Here is an 18766-nt window from a genome sequence, read left to right on the forward strand (position 1 = left end):
GCCCATGTGACGCCCAAGCTCGCTGGCGTTTTGAGTTCTGCTTATGTCGTTGCATGCCGTGCGCCCGAAAATTCTGGGATTCATCAGCGAAGATGTTTCGGCCTGGCTGGTCGCGATACTGGTATTGCTCGCCGGAGGCATTCTGACGGGATTGCTGGCCTGGGCGACGCTCAATCTGTATCAGCAACAATTGCGTCAGCGCTTTCAGTTGCTGGTCAGCGAGCGTTACAGCCGAATTGAGGAGCGTTTCGAAGACCAGGAGCAGCGCCTCGACAGTCTGCGGCGATTTTTTACCTACTCCGATTCGGTAACCCGCCAGGAATTTGATGGCTACGCCAAGCCATTGTTACTCCGAACTCAAGCCTACTCTTGGGCGCCGCGAGTCATTGGCGTCGAACGCTCGTTGTTCGAGCGCAACGTGCGAGCGCAGGGGCTGGCGGGCTTTTCCATTCGTGAATTGAATGCTGCGGGTCAATTGCAACTGGCTGCCGAGCGCGATGAGTACGTGCCGGTGTTGTTCAGCCAGACGCAAAGTGTTCTCGGTGTACCGTTGGGCTATGACTTGCTGGCCCAGCCTTTGCGTCGCTCGACCCTGGAGCGCGCACGCAACCACGGATCTCTGGCGGTCTCGCAACCGATGGACCTGGTCGGGATCGAGCCGGCCTATGCTCGCGGCGTCTTGTTAGTCGCACCGGTCAGCATGCGCTCATCCAGCGCAAGCCCGACGCCCGAACCCTATGGCTACGTCATGGCAGTGATCAGCATCCGTCAGCTGGTGGCTGACGGTTTGCCTGAGGCGAGTCATGACAACCTGGCGATACACATTCTCGATCTGTCCACCGAGAATAAGCACGAAACGTTCTATGAATCGGATAATCGGCCAGTGCAAAGTGAGTTATTGGCGTCTCGTTCGCTGCGCTTTGCGGATCACGATTATCAGGTGGATATCCGGCCCAGCGCGGCATTTATGCGGGCCAATCATTTTTCGGTCATCAGCCTGGTGGTGCCCGGCGGTTTGTTCAGCGTCCTGCTCAGCGCCTTGCTTTATGTCCTGGTCAGCCAGCGACAACGGGCCTTGGCGCTGGTCGAACAACGCACCCGTGAATTGCGCCGGCGCGAGCAGGAACTGCGCGGTGCCCACGGACAGCTGCGCAGTGTGTTGAATGCGGCGACGCAGGTGGCGATTATCGCGACGGACTTGCGCGGCCTGATCAGCACCTTCAATGCCGGCGCCGAGCAAATGCTCGGTTATCGAAGTGTCGATGTGCTGGAACACATGACACTGGAAAGCCTGCACCTGGCCACTGAGCTGCAGGCGCGAGCGGAGCAACTGAGTCGGCGTTATGGCAAACCGATCCCGATATGCCAGGCAATGCTCGTCGAGGGTGGCGAAGAGGGTGGGCATGAGGCTCGCGAGTGGACGCTGGTGCGTCAGGATGGCACCCGACTGACGGTCAATATGCTGGTGGCGCCGGTGTTCGATGAGTTGGGTCTCTGGATCGGGCATCTGGCGATTTGCATCGATATTACTGAGCGTAAACGGGTGCACGAAGCACTGGCGGCGCGCGATAGTCTGCTGAAGAAGCTCAGCGCACATGTGCCGGGCGGGATTTACCAATTCAAGATGGCGGCTGACGGCAAGTTCAGCGTCATCTATGTCAGTGACGGCATTCGTGACATTTACGAGATTGAGCCGGATGTGCTGCAAACAAACGCGGAGGCAATCTTCGAGCGAATCTATCCGCAAGACTCGACCAGAGTCCGCGCCTCGATTCGCTCCTCTGCCCAGAAGCTTAGCCCGTGGCGTGAGGAGTACCGTGTGCAGCTGCCCCAGCGTGGGCTGCGCTGGGTGCGTGGTGAGGCGACGCCGGAAGAGTTACCCGGTGGCGGGGTGCTTTGGCACGGCTATGTCTCGGATATTTCTGATATGAAGCGGGTTGAGGAGGAACTGCGCGCGCTTTCGGTTACCGACTCCCTGACCGGGATTCACAATCGGCGTTATTTCCAGGAGCGCCTTAAAACCGAAATGGCCCGGGTTGAGCGCGGTGTCGGAGAACTGGCGGTCATCATGCTCGATATCGACCACTTCAAGCGTATCAATGATCAGCACGGTCATGCGGTGGGTGATCGGGTGCTGCAAGGCGTCTGTCAGCGCATCGGCCAGCGGCTGCGGCGTACCGATGTGTTCTGTCGTTTAGGCGGCGAGGAGTTCATGGTGCTGTGTCCGGACACTGATGCGCGGCAGGCTTATACCCTTGCGGTAGAGCTTTGGCAGGGGCTGCGCAGTTTGCCGATCGATGGGGTAGGTTCAGTGACAGCGAGCTTCGGGATTGCCAGTTGGCGGTCAGGTGAGGGAGCTGATGCGTTGCTGCTGCGGGCCGACTCGGGTGTGTATGCGGCCAAGCAGGCGGGGCGGGATCGGGTTGAGACGGAGTTGGTTTAAGGTCTGATGCGCTGATCGTTCCCACGCTCTGCGTGGGAACGATCAGCAATGGTTTTGAGGGTTACAGCGCCGAAGCCGTCGCCGCCGATTTCGGCTGACGGTAAAGATCCAGCAGTACCTGATCGAGCACCGAGGACGCGCCAAATGGTTTCGGATCATTGAGGATCGCCACCACTGCCCAGGTGTTGCCGTTGCTGTCTCGGCTGAAGCCGGCGATGGCGCGTACGGTATTCAGGGTGCCGGTCTTGATATGCGCTTCACCGGCCATGGCTGTGCGTTTCAGGCGTTTGCGCATGGTGCCGTCCGTGCCGGCAATCGGCATCGAACTGATGAACTCGGCCGAGTACGGGCTTCTCCAGGCCGCCTGCAGCAGCGCGCCCATTTCCCGGGCGCTGACCCGTTCGGCGCGAGACAGGCCGGAACCGTTTTCCATGACCAGATGCGGCGCAGTGATGCCTTTCTTCACCAGCCACTGGCGAACTACGCGTTGGGCGGCTTTGGCGTCATCTGCGTCGGCATCGTTGCGGTATTGAGCGCCGAGGCTGAGGAACAGTTGCTGGGCCATGGTGTTGTTACTGTATTTGTTGATGTCGCGGATGATCTCGGCCAGATCCGGCGAGAACGCCCGGGCCAGAACCTTGGCATCTTTAGGCACGGCGGCCAGACGATCCTTGCCCTGAATGCTGCCGCCCAGTTCCTGCCAAATCGCCCGCACGGCACCGGCGGTGTAGGTCGCGTGGTCGAGCAGAGACAGGTAGGTCTGCGAACTGCAGCCGTCGCCCAGCTGGCCGTTGACTGTCACGTTCACGCCGCCGTCGGCACGGGTTACCGGGTTGTAGCGCACGTTGCCGGTGCACTGCTTGGAGTTGACGGCTTGGACCTGATTGTCGATTTGAATGCTGGCGATTGGCGGCTCGACGGAAATCAGTACCTTGCCCGAGTCATTGCGAGCGACAAAGCGCAACGCCTTGAGGTTGACCATCAATGAATCGGGTTTGACGAGAAACGGTTTGTTCTCGTCATTGCCGTCGTCATTGAACTCCGGCAATTGCGGTTGCACGAAGAAATTGCGGTCCAGCACCAGATCGCCGGTGACTTGCTGCACGCCATTGGCCCGCAGGTCACGCATCAGCAGCCAGAGTTTTTCCATGTTCAGCTTCGGATCACCGCCACCCTTGAGGTACAGGTTGCCGTTGAGGATGCCGCCACTGAGGGTGCCGTCGGTGTAGAACTCGGTCTTCCACTGGTGGTTCGGACCGAGCATTTCCAGGGCGGCGTAGGTGGTGACCAGCTTCATGGTCGATGCCGGGTTGACCGAGACGTCGGCATTGAAGATGGTCGGGGTACCGGGGCCGTTGAGCGGGATCATCACCAGGGACAAGGCGCTGTCCTGCAACTTGCTGGCCTTGAGGGCCTTTTCAACGTTGGGTGACAGGGCGGTATTGATCGGGGCAGCAGAAACAGGGAGCGCCAGGGGCAAAAGAAGACTGGCAAGCAGCAATGGACGCAAAGATTTGATCATGTGAAGTAAAACCCTACAGCCGAGGGGAAAAAGATGAGGGCATGTTGATAAATTCCCTCAGTGGTCATGAAAGTGTCGGCATTATGCCCCAAGGTGGAGTGGCTTGTGCCTTAGGCTGCCCCCCTAATTCGCTATTTTTTTACCGGCGGTAGGCCCAAGCCCCCAGAGAGTCAGGCAATCGGCGACTTAAACTGCTAAAGTGCCGCCCGTTATTACTTATGAGGATTGTTCCATGGCGACTAACCGTTCCCAGCGTCTGCGCAAAAAACTGTGCGTCGATGAATTTCAAGAGCTGGGTTTCGAGCTGAATCTGGATTTCAAAGAAGATTTGGCTGATGAAGCTATTGACGCTTTCCTCGACGCGTTCCTGAATGAAGCGATGGAAGCCAACGGCCTCGGCTACGTTGGCGGCGATGACTACGGTCTGGTTTGCCTGATCAAGCGCGGTTCGGTCAGCGAAGAGCAGCGCGCCACGGTTGAATCCTGGCTCAAAGCCCGCACCGAGCTGACCAGCGTTGAAGTCAGCCCGCTGTTGGACGTCTGGTACCCGGAAAAACCAATCAATCCGGTAGCCTGATGTCATCAATCAGCGGCCCGCCCGGGCCGCTGATTCGATACTGCTCTATAGCAGCTGCCGCCAGGCTGCGTTCGGTCGCGAAGCGGTCGCAAAATCAGTTTGCGCATTTATTCAGAATGACCGCGATATCCATATTGCGACCGCTGCGCGGCCGAACGCAGGCTTCGCCAGCTGCTACGCCTTACGCCAATTCAGAATCACCAGCGTCAACACCCCCGCCACAATCCCCCAGAACGCCGAACCAATCGAAAACAGTGTCAGTCCCGATGCGGTGACCATGAAGGTGATCAGCGCTGCTTCGCGTTCTTTCACTTCATACATGGCGATGCTCAGGCCGTTGATGATCGAGCCGAACAAGGCCAGGGCGGCAATCGACAGCACCAGTTCTTTCGGCAACGCAGCGAACAGCGCCGCCAGTGTGGCGCCGAACACCCCGGCAATCCCGTAGAAAATTCCGCACCAGACCGCAGCGGTGTAGCGCTTGTTGCGGTCTTCATGGGCATGCGGCCCGGTGCAAATGGCGGCGCTGATCGCCGCGAGGTTGATGCCGTGGGAGCCGAACGGGGCCAGCAGCAGTGAAGCAATGCCGGTGGTGGTGATCAGTGGCGACGCCGGCACGCTGTAACCGTCGGCGCGCAGCACGGCGATGCCCGGCATGTTCTGCGAGGTCATCGCCACTACGAACAGTGGAATGCCAATGCTGATGGTCGCAGCCAGGGAAAAGTGCGGCGTGGTCCAGATTGGCGTGGCGACCTCAAGGCTGAAGCCGCTGAAGTCCAGCAGCCCCATCAGGCTGGAGAGCGCAGTGCCGATCAGTAACGCGGCAAGCACCGCATAGCGGGGCGACAGGCGCTTGATGACCAGATAGGTGAAAAACATGCCCAGCACCAGTGCCGTGCGGTGTTGCGCGGCGACGAAAATTTCGCTGCCGATCTTGAACAGAATCCCGGCCAGCAACGCCGCGGCCAGCGAGGCGGGAATACGCTTGACCAAGCGTTCGAAACTCCCGGTCAGCCCGCAGATCGTCACCAGCACCGCACAGGTTATATAGGCGCCAATGGCTTCGCCGTAGGTCACTCCGCCCAGGCTGGTGATCAACAGCGCCGCGCCCGGGGTCGACCAGGCGATGGTGATGGGGGTGCGATAGCGCAGGGACAGACCGATGCTGCACACCGCCATGCCGATCGAGATCGCCCAGATCCAGGACGAGATCTGTCCGCTGGTCAGTCCGGCCGCCTGGCCAGCCTGAAACATCAGCACCAGCGAGCTGGTGTAGCCGGTCATCATCGCGATGAAGCCAGCGACGATGGCAGATGGCGAAGTGTCGGCCAACGGGCGTAACTGCGCTTGAGTGGCGTCGTTCATGGAGCGGTGTTCCTTGTTTTGGTCAAGATGATCCGTGGCCAGAGCGCAGGAGCTGCCGCAGACTCTATGTTCAAGCCTAAACTCAAACGTATCTGATCATTGCAATACAGCCGCGGGCGTAAACTGCCGTACAGTCGTGTTAGCACAGCCGGTTGTGTACAATGTGCCATGTTTTTTACGCGATACTTGCCCGCGACCCGCCGTGTCGTATTACAGTCACGGTTGATTCGCCGCAGTTTTCCTCACTCGAGCGCCCATGAACGAACAGTTGCAACCCCTCAAGAAACAACCGCGCGCAGGCAAGGCCGGCCGCAGCGGAACCCAGGACGATATTGTCTACGCACATATCTTCGAGGCTATCCTCGAACAGCGTCTGGCGCCCGGCACCAAGTTGAGCGAAGAAGCGCTGGGGGAAATTTTCGGGGTCAGTCGCACCATCATCCGCCGCGCCTTGTCGCGTCTGGCCCATGAAGGCGTGGTGTTGCTGCGACCCAATCGCGGTGCGGTGGTCGCCAGCCCGAGCGTCGAGGAAGCCCGTCAGGTATTCCTTGCACGACGTTTGGTCGAGCGGGCGATTACCGAGCTGGCGGTGCAACATGCGACGGCCGAGCAATTGACCGAGCTGCGGCAGATGGTCAACGAGGAGCGCGAAAGCTTCTCGCGTGGCGATCGCGGGGCGGGTATCCGGCTTTCCGGCGAGTTCCACTTGAAACTGGCTGAAGCGGCGAAGAATGCACCGCTGATCAGCTTCCAGCGCAGCCTGGTGTCCCAGACTTCATTGATCATCGCCCAGTACGAAAGCGGCAACCGCTCGCACTGCTCCTACGATGAGCACACTCAATTGATCGATGCCATCGAGGCTCGCGACGCGACGCTTGCGGTGGACTTGATGATGCATCACATGGATCACATCGACAGCAAGCTCAACCTCGACGAAGAAGGCGCCTCGGACGACCTGCACGCAGTGTTCTCGCATCTGTTGCAGATCAAGAAACCAGGGCGTTCCGCAGCGAAACTCTAAAGAGATCTTTGATCGTTCCCACGCTCCGCGTGGGAACGCCTCTAGGGACGCTCCGCGTCCAGCGACGCAGAGCGTCACGGGCTGCATTCCCACGCAGAGCATGGGAACGATCAATGTCCGGAAAATCTAGCGTTGATGCACCAGATTCCCCGCCGCATAGGTCTGCAGTACGGTCCGGTCATCCCCCAGCGTCATCAACACAAACAGCGTTTCTGCGATGTTACTGGCCTGTTTCAGGCGATAGCTGAGCAACGGCGTGGCGTTGTAGTCGAGTACCAGGAAGTCGGCGTCGGTACCCGGTTGCAGCGTGCCTATTTTGTCTTCCAGACGCAGTGCCCGAGCGCCGCCAAGGGTGGCCAGGTACAACGATTTGAACGGGCTCAGGCGAGCGCCTTGTAGCTGCATGACCTTGTAGGCTTCGTTCAGGGTTTGCAGCAATGAGAAGCTGGTACCGCCACCGACATCGGTGCCCAGACCGACATTCAACTTGTGCTTCTCGGCCATCGGCAGGTTGAACAGGCCGCTACCGAGGAAAAAGTTCGAAGTCGGGCAGAAGGCGATTGCTGAACCGGCTTCGGCCAGACGCGCGCATTCGTCGTCGCACAGATGCACGCCGTGGGCGAACACCGAGCGTTCGCCCAGCAGCTTGTAGTGGTCGTACACGTCCAGGTAGCCGCTGCGCTGCGGGAACAACTCCTTGACCCATTGCACTTCCTGCAGGTTTTCGCTGATGTGCGTCTGCATGTACAGGTCGGGGTATTCGCTGAGCAATTGCCCGGCCAGCGTCAGTTGCTCCGGGGTGCTGGTTGGCGCGAAGCGCGGGGTCACTGCGTAGTGCAGGCGGCCCTTGCCGTGCCAGCGTTCGATCAGCGCTTTGCTTTCGAGGTAGCCGGATTCGGCGGTGTCGGTCAGGTAGTCCGGCGCGTTGCGGTCCATCATCACCTTGCCGGCGATCATCCGCAGGTTCAGCTGCTCGGCAGCCTGGAAGAACGAAGTCACCGATTGCGGGTGCACACTGCCGAATACCAGCGCGGTGGTGGTGCCGTTGCGCAGCAGTTCCTTGATGAATATGTCCGCGACTTCTTCGGCGTGGGCTTTATCGGCGAACTGGCTTTCGCACGGGAAGGTGTAGGTGTTGAGCCAGTCCAGCAGTTGCTCACCGTAGGCACCGACCATGCCGGTCTGCGGCAAATGGATGTGGGTGTCGATGAAACCGGGAGTGATCAGTGCATCCTGATAATGGGTGACATCGATATCGGCTGGCAGCCTGGCGAGTAGTTCGCTGGCATGGCCGATGGCGCTGATCTGGCCGTTTTCAGTCACCAACAAGCCGTCCTCGAAATACTCGTAAGAGGCTTCGATACCAACCACGGCAGGGTCGGCGATACTGTGCAGGATGGCCGCGCGGTAGGCTTTGCGAGTCAAAGGCATGGGATTTCTCAGTTCGTGGCTTGGCTGCGGCGTGAGGCAGGCAGCAGTTTTGCAATGGGTTCGGCTTTCGCGGTGTGCTGGCCGAAATTTGCGTTATAGGTGGCGATGATTTCGCCGGCGATGGAGATGGCGATTTCCACAGGCAGCTTGCCTTTGACTTCGCCGATACCCATCGGGCAGCGCATGCGTTGCAGCAGCGCGTTGTCGAAACCGCGGTCACGCAGGCGATGTTCGAACTTGACCCGTTTGGTTTTCGAGCCGATCAGGCCGAAGTAGGCGAAGTCGTTGCGCTTGAGGATCGCGGCGGTCAATTCCAGATCGAGCTGATGGTTATGGGTCATGACGATGCAGTAGCTGCCGGCGGGCAGATTGTCGATTTCATCCACCGGCTCTTCGCTGACGATCTTGAGCACGCCATGAGGGATCTGTTCGGGGAACTCCTGCTCCCGTGAGTCGATCCAGCGCACCCGGCAGGGCAGGCTGGCCAGTAGAGGTACCAGCGCCCGACCGACATGGCCGGCGCCGAAGACCGCAATCTGCGCCTGGACCTGGCCCATCGGTTCGAACAGCAACACGGTCGCGCCGCCGCAGCACTGGCCAAGGCTTGCGCCCAGGGTGAAGCGCTCCAGGTGGGTGTCCTGTTTGCCGCTGGCAAGCATTTCCCGGGCGACCTGCATTGCCTTGTATTCCAGGTGCCCGCCGCCGATGGTATCGAAAGCCTGCGTAGCACTGACGACCATCTTCGAACCGGCGTTACGCGGTGTCGAGCCGAGCTCTTCGATGATGGTCACCAACACGCAGGGTTCGCCCTGGTTCTGCAGGTCGGCGAGTGCGCTGATCCAGTTGTACATACACACCTCACAGATCATTCCCACGCTCTGCGTGGGAATGCATCTCTGGACGCTCCGCGTCCGCTCTTGAAATGTGACGCAGAGCGTCACGGGCTGCATTCCCACGCAGAGCGTGGGAACGATCATCAGGAAGAAGCCAGTTCAGCCTCGGCTTCCACGGCTTTCGCCGCCTTCAACTGGCGCATCTGCTCACAGCCCCATAACACCCGCTCCGGGGTCGCCGGTGCGTCGATTTTTGGCTGGTGACGGTAATCGCCCAGGCTTGCCACCGCATCCTTGATCGCGCACCAGACGGAGATGCCGAGCATGAACGGCGGTTCGCCGACGGCCTTGGAATGGAACACGGTGTCTTCCGGGTTCTTGCGGTTTTCCACCAGTTTCACTCGCAGGTCCAACGGCATGTCCGCGACTGCCGGGATCTTGTAGCTGGCCGGGCCGTTGGTCATCAGTTTGCCCTTGGCATTCCACACCAGCTCTTCCATGGTCAGCCAGCCCATGCCCTGAATGAAGCCGCCCTCGACCTGACCGATATCGATGGCCGGGTTCAGCGAGGCACCGACGTCGTGGAGGATGTCAGTACGCAGCATCTTGTATTCGCCGGTCAGGGTGTCGACGATCACTTCGGTGCAGGCCGCACCGTAGGCGAAATAGTAGAACGGCCGACCACGGGCCTGACTGCGGTCGTAATAGATTTTCGGGGTCTTGTAGAAGCCGGTGCTGGACAATGACACTTGAGCGAAATACGCCTGCTGGACCAGCGCTTCGAAGGTCAGGATGTGATCACGCACCCGTACATGGCCGTTGTGGAATTCAACGTCTTCTTCGCTGACTTTGTATTGCCGTGCGGCAAACTCCACCAAGCGCTGCTTGATGATTTCAGCGGCGTTCTGTGCGGCCTTGCCGTTCAGGTCGGCACCACTGGAGGCGGCGGTCGGCGAGGTGTTCGGAACCTTGTCGGTGTTGGTTGCGGTGATCTGCACCCGATCAATTTCGACCTGGAACACCTCGGCCACGACCTGCGCGACTTTGATGTTCAAACCCTGGCCCATCTCCGTGCCGCCGTGGTTCAGATGGATGCTGCCGTCGGTGTAGATATGGATCAGCGCGCCTGCCTGGTTGAGGAAGCTGGCGGTGAAGGAAATACCGAATTTCACCGGTGTCAGCGCCAGACCTTTTTTCAAAATCGGGCTGTTGGCGTTGTAGCGACGGATCGCTTCACGCCGCTCGGCGTACTGACTGCTTTGTTCAAGTTCAGCGGTCATTTCCTCGAGCATGTTGTGCTCGACGGTCTGGTAGTAATGGGTGACGTTGCGCTCGGTCTTGCCATAGTAGTTGGCCTTGCGCACCGCCAGAGGATCGAGGGCCAGATGGCGGGCAATGGCGTCCATCACTTCTTCGATGGCGACCATGCCTTGCGGGCCGCCAAAGCCCCGATAGGCGGTGTTCGACGCGATATTGGTCTTGCAGCGGTGACCGTTGATGGTCGCGTCACCCAGGTAGTAGGAGTTGTCGGCGTGGAACATTGCGCGGTCGACGATCGACGCCGAAAGGTCCGGCGAGCAGCCGCAGTTACCCGCCAGTTCCAGTTGAATGCCATGTAAGCGGCCAGTGCTGTCGAAGCCGACGTCGTACTCGATGTAGAACGGATGACGCTTGCCGGTCATCAGCATGTCTTCGACCCGCGGCAGACGCATTTTGGTCGGCTGGCCGGTCAGGTGCGCAACCACGGCGCAAAGGCATGCCGGGCTCGCCGCCTGGGTTTCCTTGCCGCCGAAACCACCGCCCATGCGGCGCATGTCGACGACGATTTTGTTCATCGATACGTCCAGCACTTCCGCCACCAGTTTCTGCACTTCGGTGGGGTTCTGGGTCGAGCAGTAAACAATCATGCCGCCGTCTTCGGTGGGCATTACCGAAGAGACCTGGGTTTCCAGATAGAAGTGTTCCTGGCCGCCGATGTGCAGCGTGCCCTGAATGCGATGCTCTGCGGTAGAGAGCGCAGTTGCCGAATCGCCCCGCTGATGGGTATGGCTGTCGAGCACAAAATGGCGTTTGCGCAGCGCTTCGACCACGTCAAGCACGGGCTCCAGATCTTCATACTCGATGATCGCGGCCATGGCCGCTTTGCGCGCGGTTTCCAGATCTCTGGCCGCTACTGCCAGTACCACCTGGCCGACGAACTGCACATCATCGATGGCCAGCAACGGGTCGCCGGGCAGCAGCGGCCCGATGTCTTTAAGGCCTGGCACATCTTCATGGGTGATGACGATGCGCACGCCTTCAATGGCGTAGCACGGCGCGGTGTCGATGCTGATGATTTTCGCGTGGGCACGGTCGGACAGCCGCGCGTACAGGTGCAGCTGATTCGGGAACTCCAGGCGGTCGTCGATGTACACCGCCTCACCGGACACATGTTTGTCCGCGCTATCGTGCTTGACGCTGCGGCCGACGCCGGTGGTCAGGTCCTGGGCAAACAGTTCGGCGAGTTCAGCCTGAGTCTTTTCTACGGCGTGATGATTAGACATAAGCGGTCACCCGAGTCTCGATGTGCGGTGTTTGCAGTTCGATGAAGTATTTGCGCAGCAGGTTTTGCGCGCTGAGCAGGCGGTATTCCTTGCTGGCGCGGAAGTCCGAAAGCGGCGTGAAGTCCTCGCCCAAAGCGACGCAGGCGCGTTCGACGGTAGTTGAGTTCCACGGCGAGCCGAGCAGGGCGGCTTCACAGCTTTTGGCGCGTTTTGGCGTTGCGGCCATGCCGCCGAAAGCGACGCGGGCGTCAGCGACCACGCCATTTTCGATGCGCAGATTGAATGCCGCGCAGACCGCAGAGATATCGTCGTCCAGGCGCTTGGAAACCTTGTAGGCGCGGAACATCTGTTGGGTTGTGGCGCGGGGCACGATGATCTTTTCGATGAACTCGCTTTCCTGGCGCGCGGTCACCCGGTAATCGATGAAATAGTCTTCCAGCATCAGCGTGCGGCGGGTTTGGCCTTTGCACAAAACAATTTGCGCGCCGAGGGCGATCAGCAGCGGTGGTGAGTCACCGATCGGTGAGGCGTTGCCGATGTTGCCGCCCAGCGTGCCCTGGTTGCGGATTTGCAGCGAGGCGAAGCGTTGCAGCAGTTCGCCGAAGTCCGGGTACTCGGCCTTGAGTGCTTCATAGCAATCGGACAGCGAGGTGGCGGCGCCGATTTCCAGGCGATCGTCAAAGCGTTCGACGCGCTTCATTTCGGCGACGTTGCCGACATAGATCATCACTGGCAAGGCACGGTGGAACTGTGTCACTTCCAGCGCCAGGTCGGTACCACCGGCCAGCAAGCGTGCTTGCGGGTAGGCATCGTAAAGGTCGGCCAGATCAGCGACGGTCAAGGGCACCAGGCAACGTTTGTCGCCGCTGTTGAGTTCGCCGGTTTCGGTCGGCGCGATGGCTTTCAGGCGTGCAATGGTTTCGGCTTCGCGGGCATCGAATTGGTCGCTCGGCTTGCCGCAGCAAGCCTGTTCGGCAGCGGCGAGAATCGGTCGATAGCCGGTGCAACGACAGAGGTTGCCGGCCAACGCTTCGTGGGCTTTATGGGAGTCCGGCTGATCACTGTTCTTTTGCAGCGCGAACAATGACATGACAAAGCCGGGCGTGCAGAAACCGCATTGCGAACCGTGGCACTCGACCATGGCTTTTTGCACGCTGTGAAGCTGACCCTGGTGTTTGAGGTCTTCAACGCTGATCAGCTGTTTGCCATGCAGCGACGATACGAAGGTCAGGCACGAGTTGAGGCTGCGATAGCGAATGTGCTCGCGGCCGTCGTCTTGCGTCTGCAACTCGCCGACGACCACGGTGCAGGCGCCACAATCACCGCTGGCGCAACCTTCTTTTGTGCCGGGTTTGCCCACGTGCTCGCGCAGATAATTGAGCACGGTCAGGTTCGGGTCCAGGGAGTGCTCGCTACGGAGTTCCTGGTTTAGTAAAAACTGGATCACGGAAGGCCTCGCAGACTCATTATTGTTGTTAACCGATTTGTACCGAATTTAGTCATGTCTGACTTTTCGGTCAATGATTTTCTGACTTAAAGGTCAGGAAATGCTGTTTTACCGATTAACGACCCCTCTAATCATTATTGACCCTCTCGGGGTACGGTGCTTTTAGCTTATTTCGTGCCAGATTCAGCGCCCTGGTCATTACCATTCAGCGCCCTGCGCCATGACCTGGCAATTGCGCTACACTGCGCCGCTTGTACCGATCGAAGATTTTGAAGGAAAACCATGACGTTCAAGGCGCCGGACAGCCTCGCCGAGCAAATCGCCCACTACCTCGCCGAACGTATCATTCGCGGGGATCTCAAGCCCGGGGAGCGCATCCAGGAACAGAAGGTTACGCAGGCCCTCAATGTCAGCCGCGGATCGGTGCGCGAAGCGTTGCTGATCCTCGAGCGCCGCCACCTGGTTGCGATCCTGCCGCGTCGCGGCGCCCACGTGACCGAACTCACCGGACACAAGGTGCAGAGCCTGTGCACGCTAATGAGCGAGCTGTACATCCTGCTTGGCAATTCGGTTGCCAACGGTTGGGCGGTTCAGGCTGATATGGCGCCGTTCCTGCAAATCCAGCAGCGGCTGGTCGCCAGTTACGAACGTCAGGACATCCGCACGTTTGTCGAAGACAGCTTCAATGTGATGCGTGCTGCGTACCCCTTCGCCAATAACCCGTATTTGCAGGAAACCGTCGAAAATCTGCAGCCGGCCATGAGCCGCGCGTATTTCCTCGCACTGGAACAACGCAAGGCTGAGATGAGCGGGTTCCTGGACCTGTTCGAGCAACTGCTGGCTGCCGTGCTGGCCCGTGACTTGCCGCAGATTCGCGTAGTGCTCTCGGCTTATGCCCAGCGTAGTTGCGATCTGGTGCTGTCAGCGTTGACGGTTGCCTGAACGTGCGGCTCAAGTGCATCAAACTGGCGGGGTTCAAATCCTTCGTCGACCCGACCACGGTGAACTTCCCCAGTAACATGGCGGCGGTGGTCGGGCCCAACGGTTGCGGCAAGTCGAACATCATCGACGCCGTGCGCTGGGTGATGGGCGAGAGCTCGGCAAAAAACCTGCGTGGCGAGTCGATGACCGACGTCATCTTCAACGGCTCCACCAGTCGTAAGCCCGTCAGCCAGGCCAGCATTGAACTGGTCTTCGATAACTCCGACAGCACGCTGGTCGGGGAATACGCGGCGTATGCGGAGATTTCCATCCGCCGCAAAGTCACCCGTGACAGCCAGAACAGCTACTTCCTCAACGGCGCCAAATGCCGCCGTAGAGACATCACCGATATCTTCCTTGGCACCGGCCTGGGTCCGCGCAGCTACTCGATCATCGAGCAGGGGATGATCTCCAAGCTGATCGAGGCCAAGCCCGAGGACTTGCGCAATTTCATCGAAGAAGCGGCGGGGATCTCCAAATACAAGGAGCGCCGGCGCGAAACCGAAAACCGCATCCGCCGCACTCACGAAAACCTCGCCCGCCTGACCGACCTGCGTGATGAGCTGGAACGTCAGCTCGAGCGTTTGCACCGTCAGGCTCAGGCCGCCGAGAAGTATCAGGAATATAAAGGCGAAGAGCGTCAGCTCAAGGCTCAACTGTCAGCGTTGCGCTGGCAGGCGTTGAACGAGCAGGTGGGGCAGCGCGAATCGATTATCGGCACCCAGGAAATCAGTTTCGAAGCCCTGGTTGCCGAACAGCGCAACGCCGATGCCAGCATCGAGCGGTTGCGCGATGGCCATCACGACCTCTCCGAGCGCTTCAATCTGGTGCAAGGGCGTTTCTATTCGGTCGGCGGCGATATCGCACGGGTCGAGCAAAGCATTCAGCATGGCCAACAACGTTTGCGTCAGTTGCAGGACGACTTGCGCGAAGCCGAGCGTTCGCGGCTGGAAACCGAGTCCCATCTGGGCCACGACCGCACCTTGCTGGCGACCCTGGGCGAAGAGCTGCAGATGCTCGAGCCCGAGCAGGAAGTGACCAGTGCCGCCGCTGAAGAAGCCGCCGCTACGTTGGAAGAGTCGGAAACCACCATGCATGGCTGGCAGGAGCAGTGGGACAGTTTCAACCTGCGCTCCGCCGAGCCGCGTCGCCAGGCCGAAGTGCAGCAGTCGCGGATCCAGCAGCTGGAAACCAGCATGGAGCGCCTGGCCGATCGTCAACGTCGCTTGGCCGAGGAGCGTGACTTGCTGTCGGCGGACCCGGAAGATGCGGCGATACTCGACCTCAGCGAACAGCTCGCCGCCAGCCAGGCAACGCTCGAAGAGTTGCAGGCCAGCGAAGAAGCGCAGGTCGAGCGGCTTGAGCAATTGCGTCAAGCGCTGCAACTGGCTCTGCAAAACCAGCAGCAGGCGCAGGGCGACTTGCAACGACTTAACGGCCGTCTGGCTTCGCTGGAGGCGTTGCAGCAAGCAGCGCTTGATCCGGGCACCGGCGCCGCCGAGTGGTTGCGCGAACAACATCTGGCCGAGCGTCCGCGTCTGGCCGAAGGCTTGAAAGTAGAGGCGGGTTGGGAGCTGGCGGTGGAAACCGTGCTCGGTGCCGACCTGCAAGCGGTACTGGTCGATGATTTTGCCGGTTTCGATCTGTCCGGGTTTGCCCAGGGCGATCTGCGCTTGCTCAGCCCGGCCAGCGACAGTGTGCGGATCCCCGGTAGTCTGCTCGACAAGGTTGAGGCGCTGATCGATCTGTCGCCGTGGCTGGGGCAGGTCAAACCGGTGGATAGCCTCGAACAGGCGTTGACGCTGCGCGGCCAGTTGTCGAGCGGCGAAAGCCTGATCAGCCGTGACGGCTACTGGGTTGGGCGGCACTTTTTGCGGGTACGCCGCGCCAGTGAAGCCGAGAGCGGCATGTTGGCGCGCGGACAGGAAATCCAGCGTCTGGGGCTTGAACGCGAAGAGCGCGAAGCCACCGTGCAAACCCTGGAAACCACATTACAAAACCTGCGCGCCCAGCAACGTCAGCAAGAGGGCGGTCGCGAACACCTGCGCCGTTTGCTGCAGGACGAAGCGCGCCAGCAGGGCGAATTGAAAGCTCAGCTTTCCGCCGGTAAAGCCAAGGCCGAGCAGTTGACGTTACGCCGCACTCGTCTTGATGAAGAGCTCGGCGAGCTGGGCGAACAGCGCGCTCTGGAACATGAACAGGTTGGCGAGGCGCGTCTGCAATTGCAGGACGCTCTGGACAGCATGGCGGTCGACACCGAGCAGCGCGAGTTGCTGCTGGCTCAACGCGACAGCTTGCGTGAGCGTCTCGACCGAGTGCGCCAGGAAGCCCGCCAGCATAAAGACCACGCGCACCAATTGGCGGTGCGTCTGGGCTCGCTCAAGGCACAACACGATTCAACCCGTCAGGCGCTGGAACGGCTGGAATTGCAATCCGAGCGCCTGACGGAAAAGCGCGAACAGCTCAGCCTTAATCTGGAGGAGGGCGAAGCGCCGCTGGAAGAGTTGCGGCTCAAGCTTGAAGAGTTGCTCGACAAGCGCCTGAGCGTCGACGAAGAGCTGAGGACCGCGCAGATCGCCCTGGAAGATGCCGACCGCGAATTGCGTGACGCCGAGAAGCGCCGCAGCCAGGCCGAGCAGCAATCGCAGTTGATCCGCGGTCAGCTCGAGCAGCAGCGCATGGAATGGCAGGCTCTGACCGTGCGCCGCAAGACCTTGCAGGATCAATTGCTCGAAGACGGCTACGACTTGCACGGAGTGCTCGCCACACTGGTGGCAGAAGCCAACGAAAAAGAAGCCGAAGAAGAACTTGAACGTATTGCTGCGCGAATTCAGCGACTGGGCGCGATCAACCTCGCGGCCATCGACGAGTACCAGCAGCAGTCCGAGCGCAAGCGTTATCTGGATGCTCAGGATGCCGATCTGGTCGAAGCCCTCGATACGCTGGAAAACGTGATTCGCAAGATCGACAAGGAAACCCGCAATCGCTTTAAAGATACCTTTGATCAGATCAATGGTGGTTTACAGGCACTATTTCCAAAAGTTTTCGGTGGCGGCAGCGCTTATTTGGAACTGACGGGCGAAGATCTACTCGATACAGGGGTAACGATCATGGCGCGTCCACCCGGAAAGAAGAACAGCACCATTCATCTGCTCTCCGGTGGTGAGAAGGCGCTGACTGCGCTGGCACTGGTTTTTGCGATCTTCAAATTGAATCCGGCGCCATTCTGCATGCTCGACGAAGTTGACGCCCCGCTGGATGACGCTAACGTTGGACGCTACGCCCGATTGGTGAAAGAGATGTCGCAGACGGTGCAATTCATCTATATCACCCACAACAAGATCGCCATGGAAATGGCCGATCAGTTGATGGGGGTGACGATGCATGAGCCCGGTTGTTCACGCCTTGTGGCAGTTGATGTTGAGGAGGCGATGGCAATGGTGGAGGCATAAGTCGTTGTGCGGAATATGATTTTCTACGGGCTGTAGGAGGTTTTATTTTCCGCGACTTGCTGGCCAATCGACATATTGGCTCAAGCCATTGCGACAGACGGTGTAAAGTTATCTTTGGTCGTGCTAGTTTAATGTCAATTTTTCGTATGCGTGGGTAAAACGCCTGTCAGAACATAGAGTTGGCGCCACGTTTTAAAGGGGTTTGCAGCTTGCTAAGCCCTTTATTCATCAGCATTTTTTATAGAGGCACGGGATTACATGGAAATCGGTCTGCGCGAGTGGCTGATAGTCATCGGCATTGTGGTCATTGCCGGTATTCTTTTTGATGGCTGGCGCCGCATGCGCGGTGGCAAGGGCAAGCTGAAATTTCGTCTGGACCGGAGCCTGTCCAATTTGCCCGACGAAGACACTGCTGCCGAATTGCTGGGCCCGCCGCGTGTGCTGGATAATCATAAAGAACCGCAGCTCGACGAGCACGATTTGCCGTCGGTGAGCATGCCTGCCCGTGAACCCCGTGAATCGGGTTCCAAGCGTGGCAAGCGTGGCGGTGAACCGCATCAGGGTGACTTGAATCTCAACCTCGACCTGGATGGCGGCCCGAGCTTCAGCAGTCGTGACGATGACTTCCCGAATGAAACCCGCTCTTCCAGTGCTGCTCAAGAAAAAGATCAGCCACAAGCGGAAGAAGTCCTGGTGATCAGCGTGATCTGCCGTGATGCTGGCGGCTTCAAAGGTCCGGCGCTGTTGCAGAACATTTTGGAAAGCGGACTGCGTTTTGGTGAGATGGACATCTTCCACCGTCACGAAAGCATGGCCGGCAATGGCGAAGTCCTGTTCTCCATGGCGAACGCGGTCAAGCCGGGCGTGTTCGATCTGGACGATATCGATCACTTCAGCACACCAGCCGTGAGCTTTTTCCTCGGTTTGCCAGGCCCGCGTCATCCAAAGCAGGCTTTCGATGTGATGGTTGCCGCAGCCCGCAAGCTGTCCCAGGAACTCAATGGCGAACTCAAGGACGATCAGCGCAGCGTACTGACCGCCCAGACCATCGAGCACTACCGTCAACGCATCGTCGAATTCGAACGCCGCGCCCTGACCCAGAAGCGCTAAGGCCCAAGCAGGCCCCTCGCCACAGGGTTTGCTTCTTACGC

At 59.4% G+C, this 18766-nt stretch carries 12 protein-coding genes; 6 read left to right on the forward strand and 6 right to left on the reverse strand.

Annotated features, from left to right (window positions below):
- The first annotated feature begins 43 nt into the window (after positions 1-43).
- Entirely contained in the window at positions 44-2443 is a 2400-nt protein-coding gene (locus AC07O1_RS09335) for a sensor domain-containing diguanylate cyclase (RefSeq protein WP_495088581.1), read from the forward strand.
- Between the two features lie 61 nt (positions 2444-2504).
- On the opposite strand, the gene dacB is transcribed toward AC07O1_RS09335, so the two are convergent.
- Positions 2505-3965 (reverse strand): D-alanyl-D-alanine carboxypeptidase/D-alanyl-D-alanine endopeptidase, encoded by a 1461-nt coding sequence (dacB, locus tag AC07O1_RS09340; protein ID WP_495088582.1) that lies wholly within the window; start codon positions 3963-3965, stop codon positions 2505-2507.
- A 232-nt stretch (positions 3966-4197) separates the two neighbouring features.
- Here dacB and AC07O1_RS09345 point away from each other — a divergent pair, with 232 nt between their 5' ends.
- Positions 4198-4542 carry a YggL family protein gene (locus AC07O1_RS09345; RefSeq protein ID WP_495088583.1) on the forward strand — a complete coding sequence of 115 codons (345 nt, stop codon included), beginning with the start codon at positions 4198-4200 and terminating at the stop codon, positions 4540-4542.
- Positions 4543-4716: 174 nt separating this feature from the next.
- Here AC07O1_RS09345 and AC07O1_RS09350 read toward each other — a convergent pair whose 3' ends face one another.
- Complete coding sequence (locus AC07O1_RS09350; RefSeq protein ID WP_495088584.1) at positions 4717-5907, reverse strand: benzoate/H(+) symporter BenE family transporter; 1191 nt, start codon at positions 5905-5907, stop codon at positions 4717-4719.
- Between the two features lie 256 nt (positions 5908-6163).
- Here AC07O1_RS09350 and AC07O1_RS09355 point away from each other — a divergent pair, with 256 nt between their 5' ends.
- Complete coding sequence (locus tag AC07O1_RS09355; protein ID WP_495088585.1) at positions 6164-6928, forward strand: GntR family transcriptional regulator; 765 nt, start codon at positions 6164-6166, stop codon at positions 6926-6928.
- A gap of 126 nt (positions 6929-7054) precedes the next feature.
- Here AC07O1_RS09355 and guaD read toward each other — a convergent pair whose 3' ends face one another.
- The 4 genes from guaD to xdhA form a co-directional block, all read right to left on the reverse strand.
- Positions 7055-8359 (reverse strand): guanine deaminase, encoded by a 1305-nt coding sequence (gene guaD, locus AC07O1_RS09360; protein WP_495088586.1) that lies wholly within the window; start codon positions 8357-8359, stop codon positions 7055-7057.
- Positions 8360-8367: 8 nt separating this feature from the next.
- Positions 8368-9210 carry a xanthine dehydrogenase accessory protein XdhC gene (xdhC, locus tag AC07O1_RS09365; RefSeq protein WP_495088587.1) on the reverse strand — a complete coding sequence of 281 codons (843 nt, stop codon included), beginning with the start codon at positions 9208-9210 and terminating at the stop codon, positions 8368-8370.
- Between the two features lie 125 nt (positions 9211-9335).
- Complete coding sequence (gene xdhB / locus AC07O1_RS09370; RefSeq protein WP_495088588.1) at positions 9336-11735, reverse strand: xanthine dehydrogenase molybdopterin binding subunit; 2400 nt, start codon at positions 11733-11735, stop codon at positions 9336-9338.
- Positions 11728-13182 (reverse strand): xanthine dehydrogenase small subunit, encoded by a 1455-nt coding sequence (xdhA, locus tag AC07O1_RS09375; RefSeq protein WP_494992368.1) that lies wholly within the window; start codon positions 13180-13182, stop codon positions 11728-11730. Before xdhA ends, xdhB begins: the two co-directional genes overlap by 8 nt.
- A 282-nt stretch (positions 13183-13464) precedes the next feature.
- On the opposite strand from xdhA, the gene AC07O1_RS09380 reads away from it, so the two are divergent.
- From AC07O1_RS09380 to zipA, 3 genes are all read left to right on the forward strand, one after another.
- Positions 13465-14124 carry a GntR family transcriptional regulator gene (locus AC07O1_RS09380; protein ID WP_495088589.1) on the forward strand — a complete coding sequence of 220 codons (660 nt, stop codon included), beginning with the start codon at positions 13465-13467 and terminating at the stop codon, positions 14122-14124.
- A gap of 2 nt (positions 14125-14126) precedes the next feature.
- The gene (gene smc / locus AC07O1_RS09385; RefSeq protein ID WP_495088590.1) at positions 14127-17615 is read left to right on the forward strand and encodes a chromosome segregation protein SMC; all 3489 of its coding nucleotides are present in this window, start codon (positions 14127-14129) and stop codon (positions 17613-17615) included.
- 258 nt (positions 17616-17873) lie between these two features.
- Positions 17874-18725: a cell division protein ZipA gene (zipA, locus tag AC07O1_RS09390; RefSeq protein ID WP_494992365.1), complete on the forward strand. Its 852-nt coding sequence runs from the start codon at positions 17874-17876 to the stop codon at positions 18723-18725.
- Positions 18726-18766: the final 41 nt, after the last annotated feature.

The sequence above is a fragment of the Pseudomonas sp. GW821-FHT07G10 genome (genome assembly GCF_059418545.1).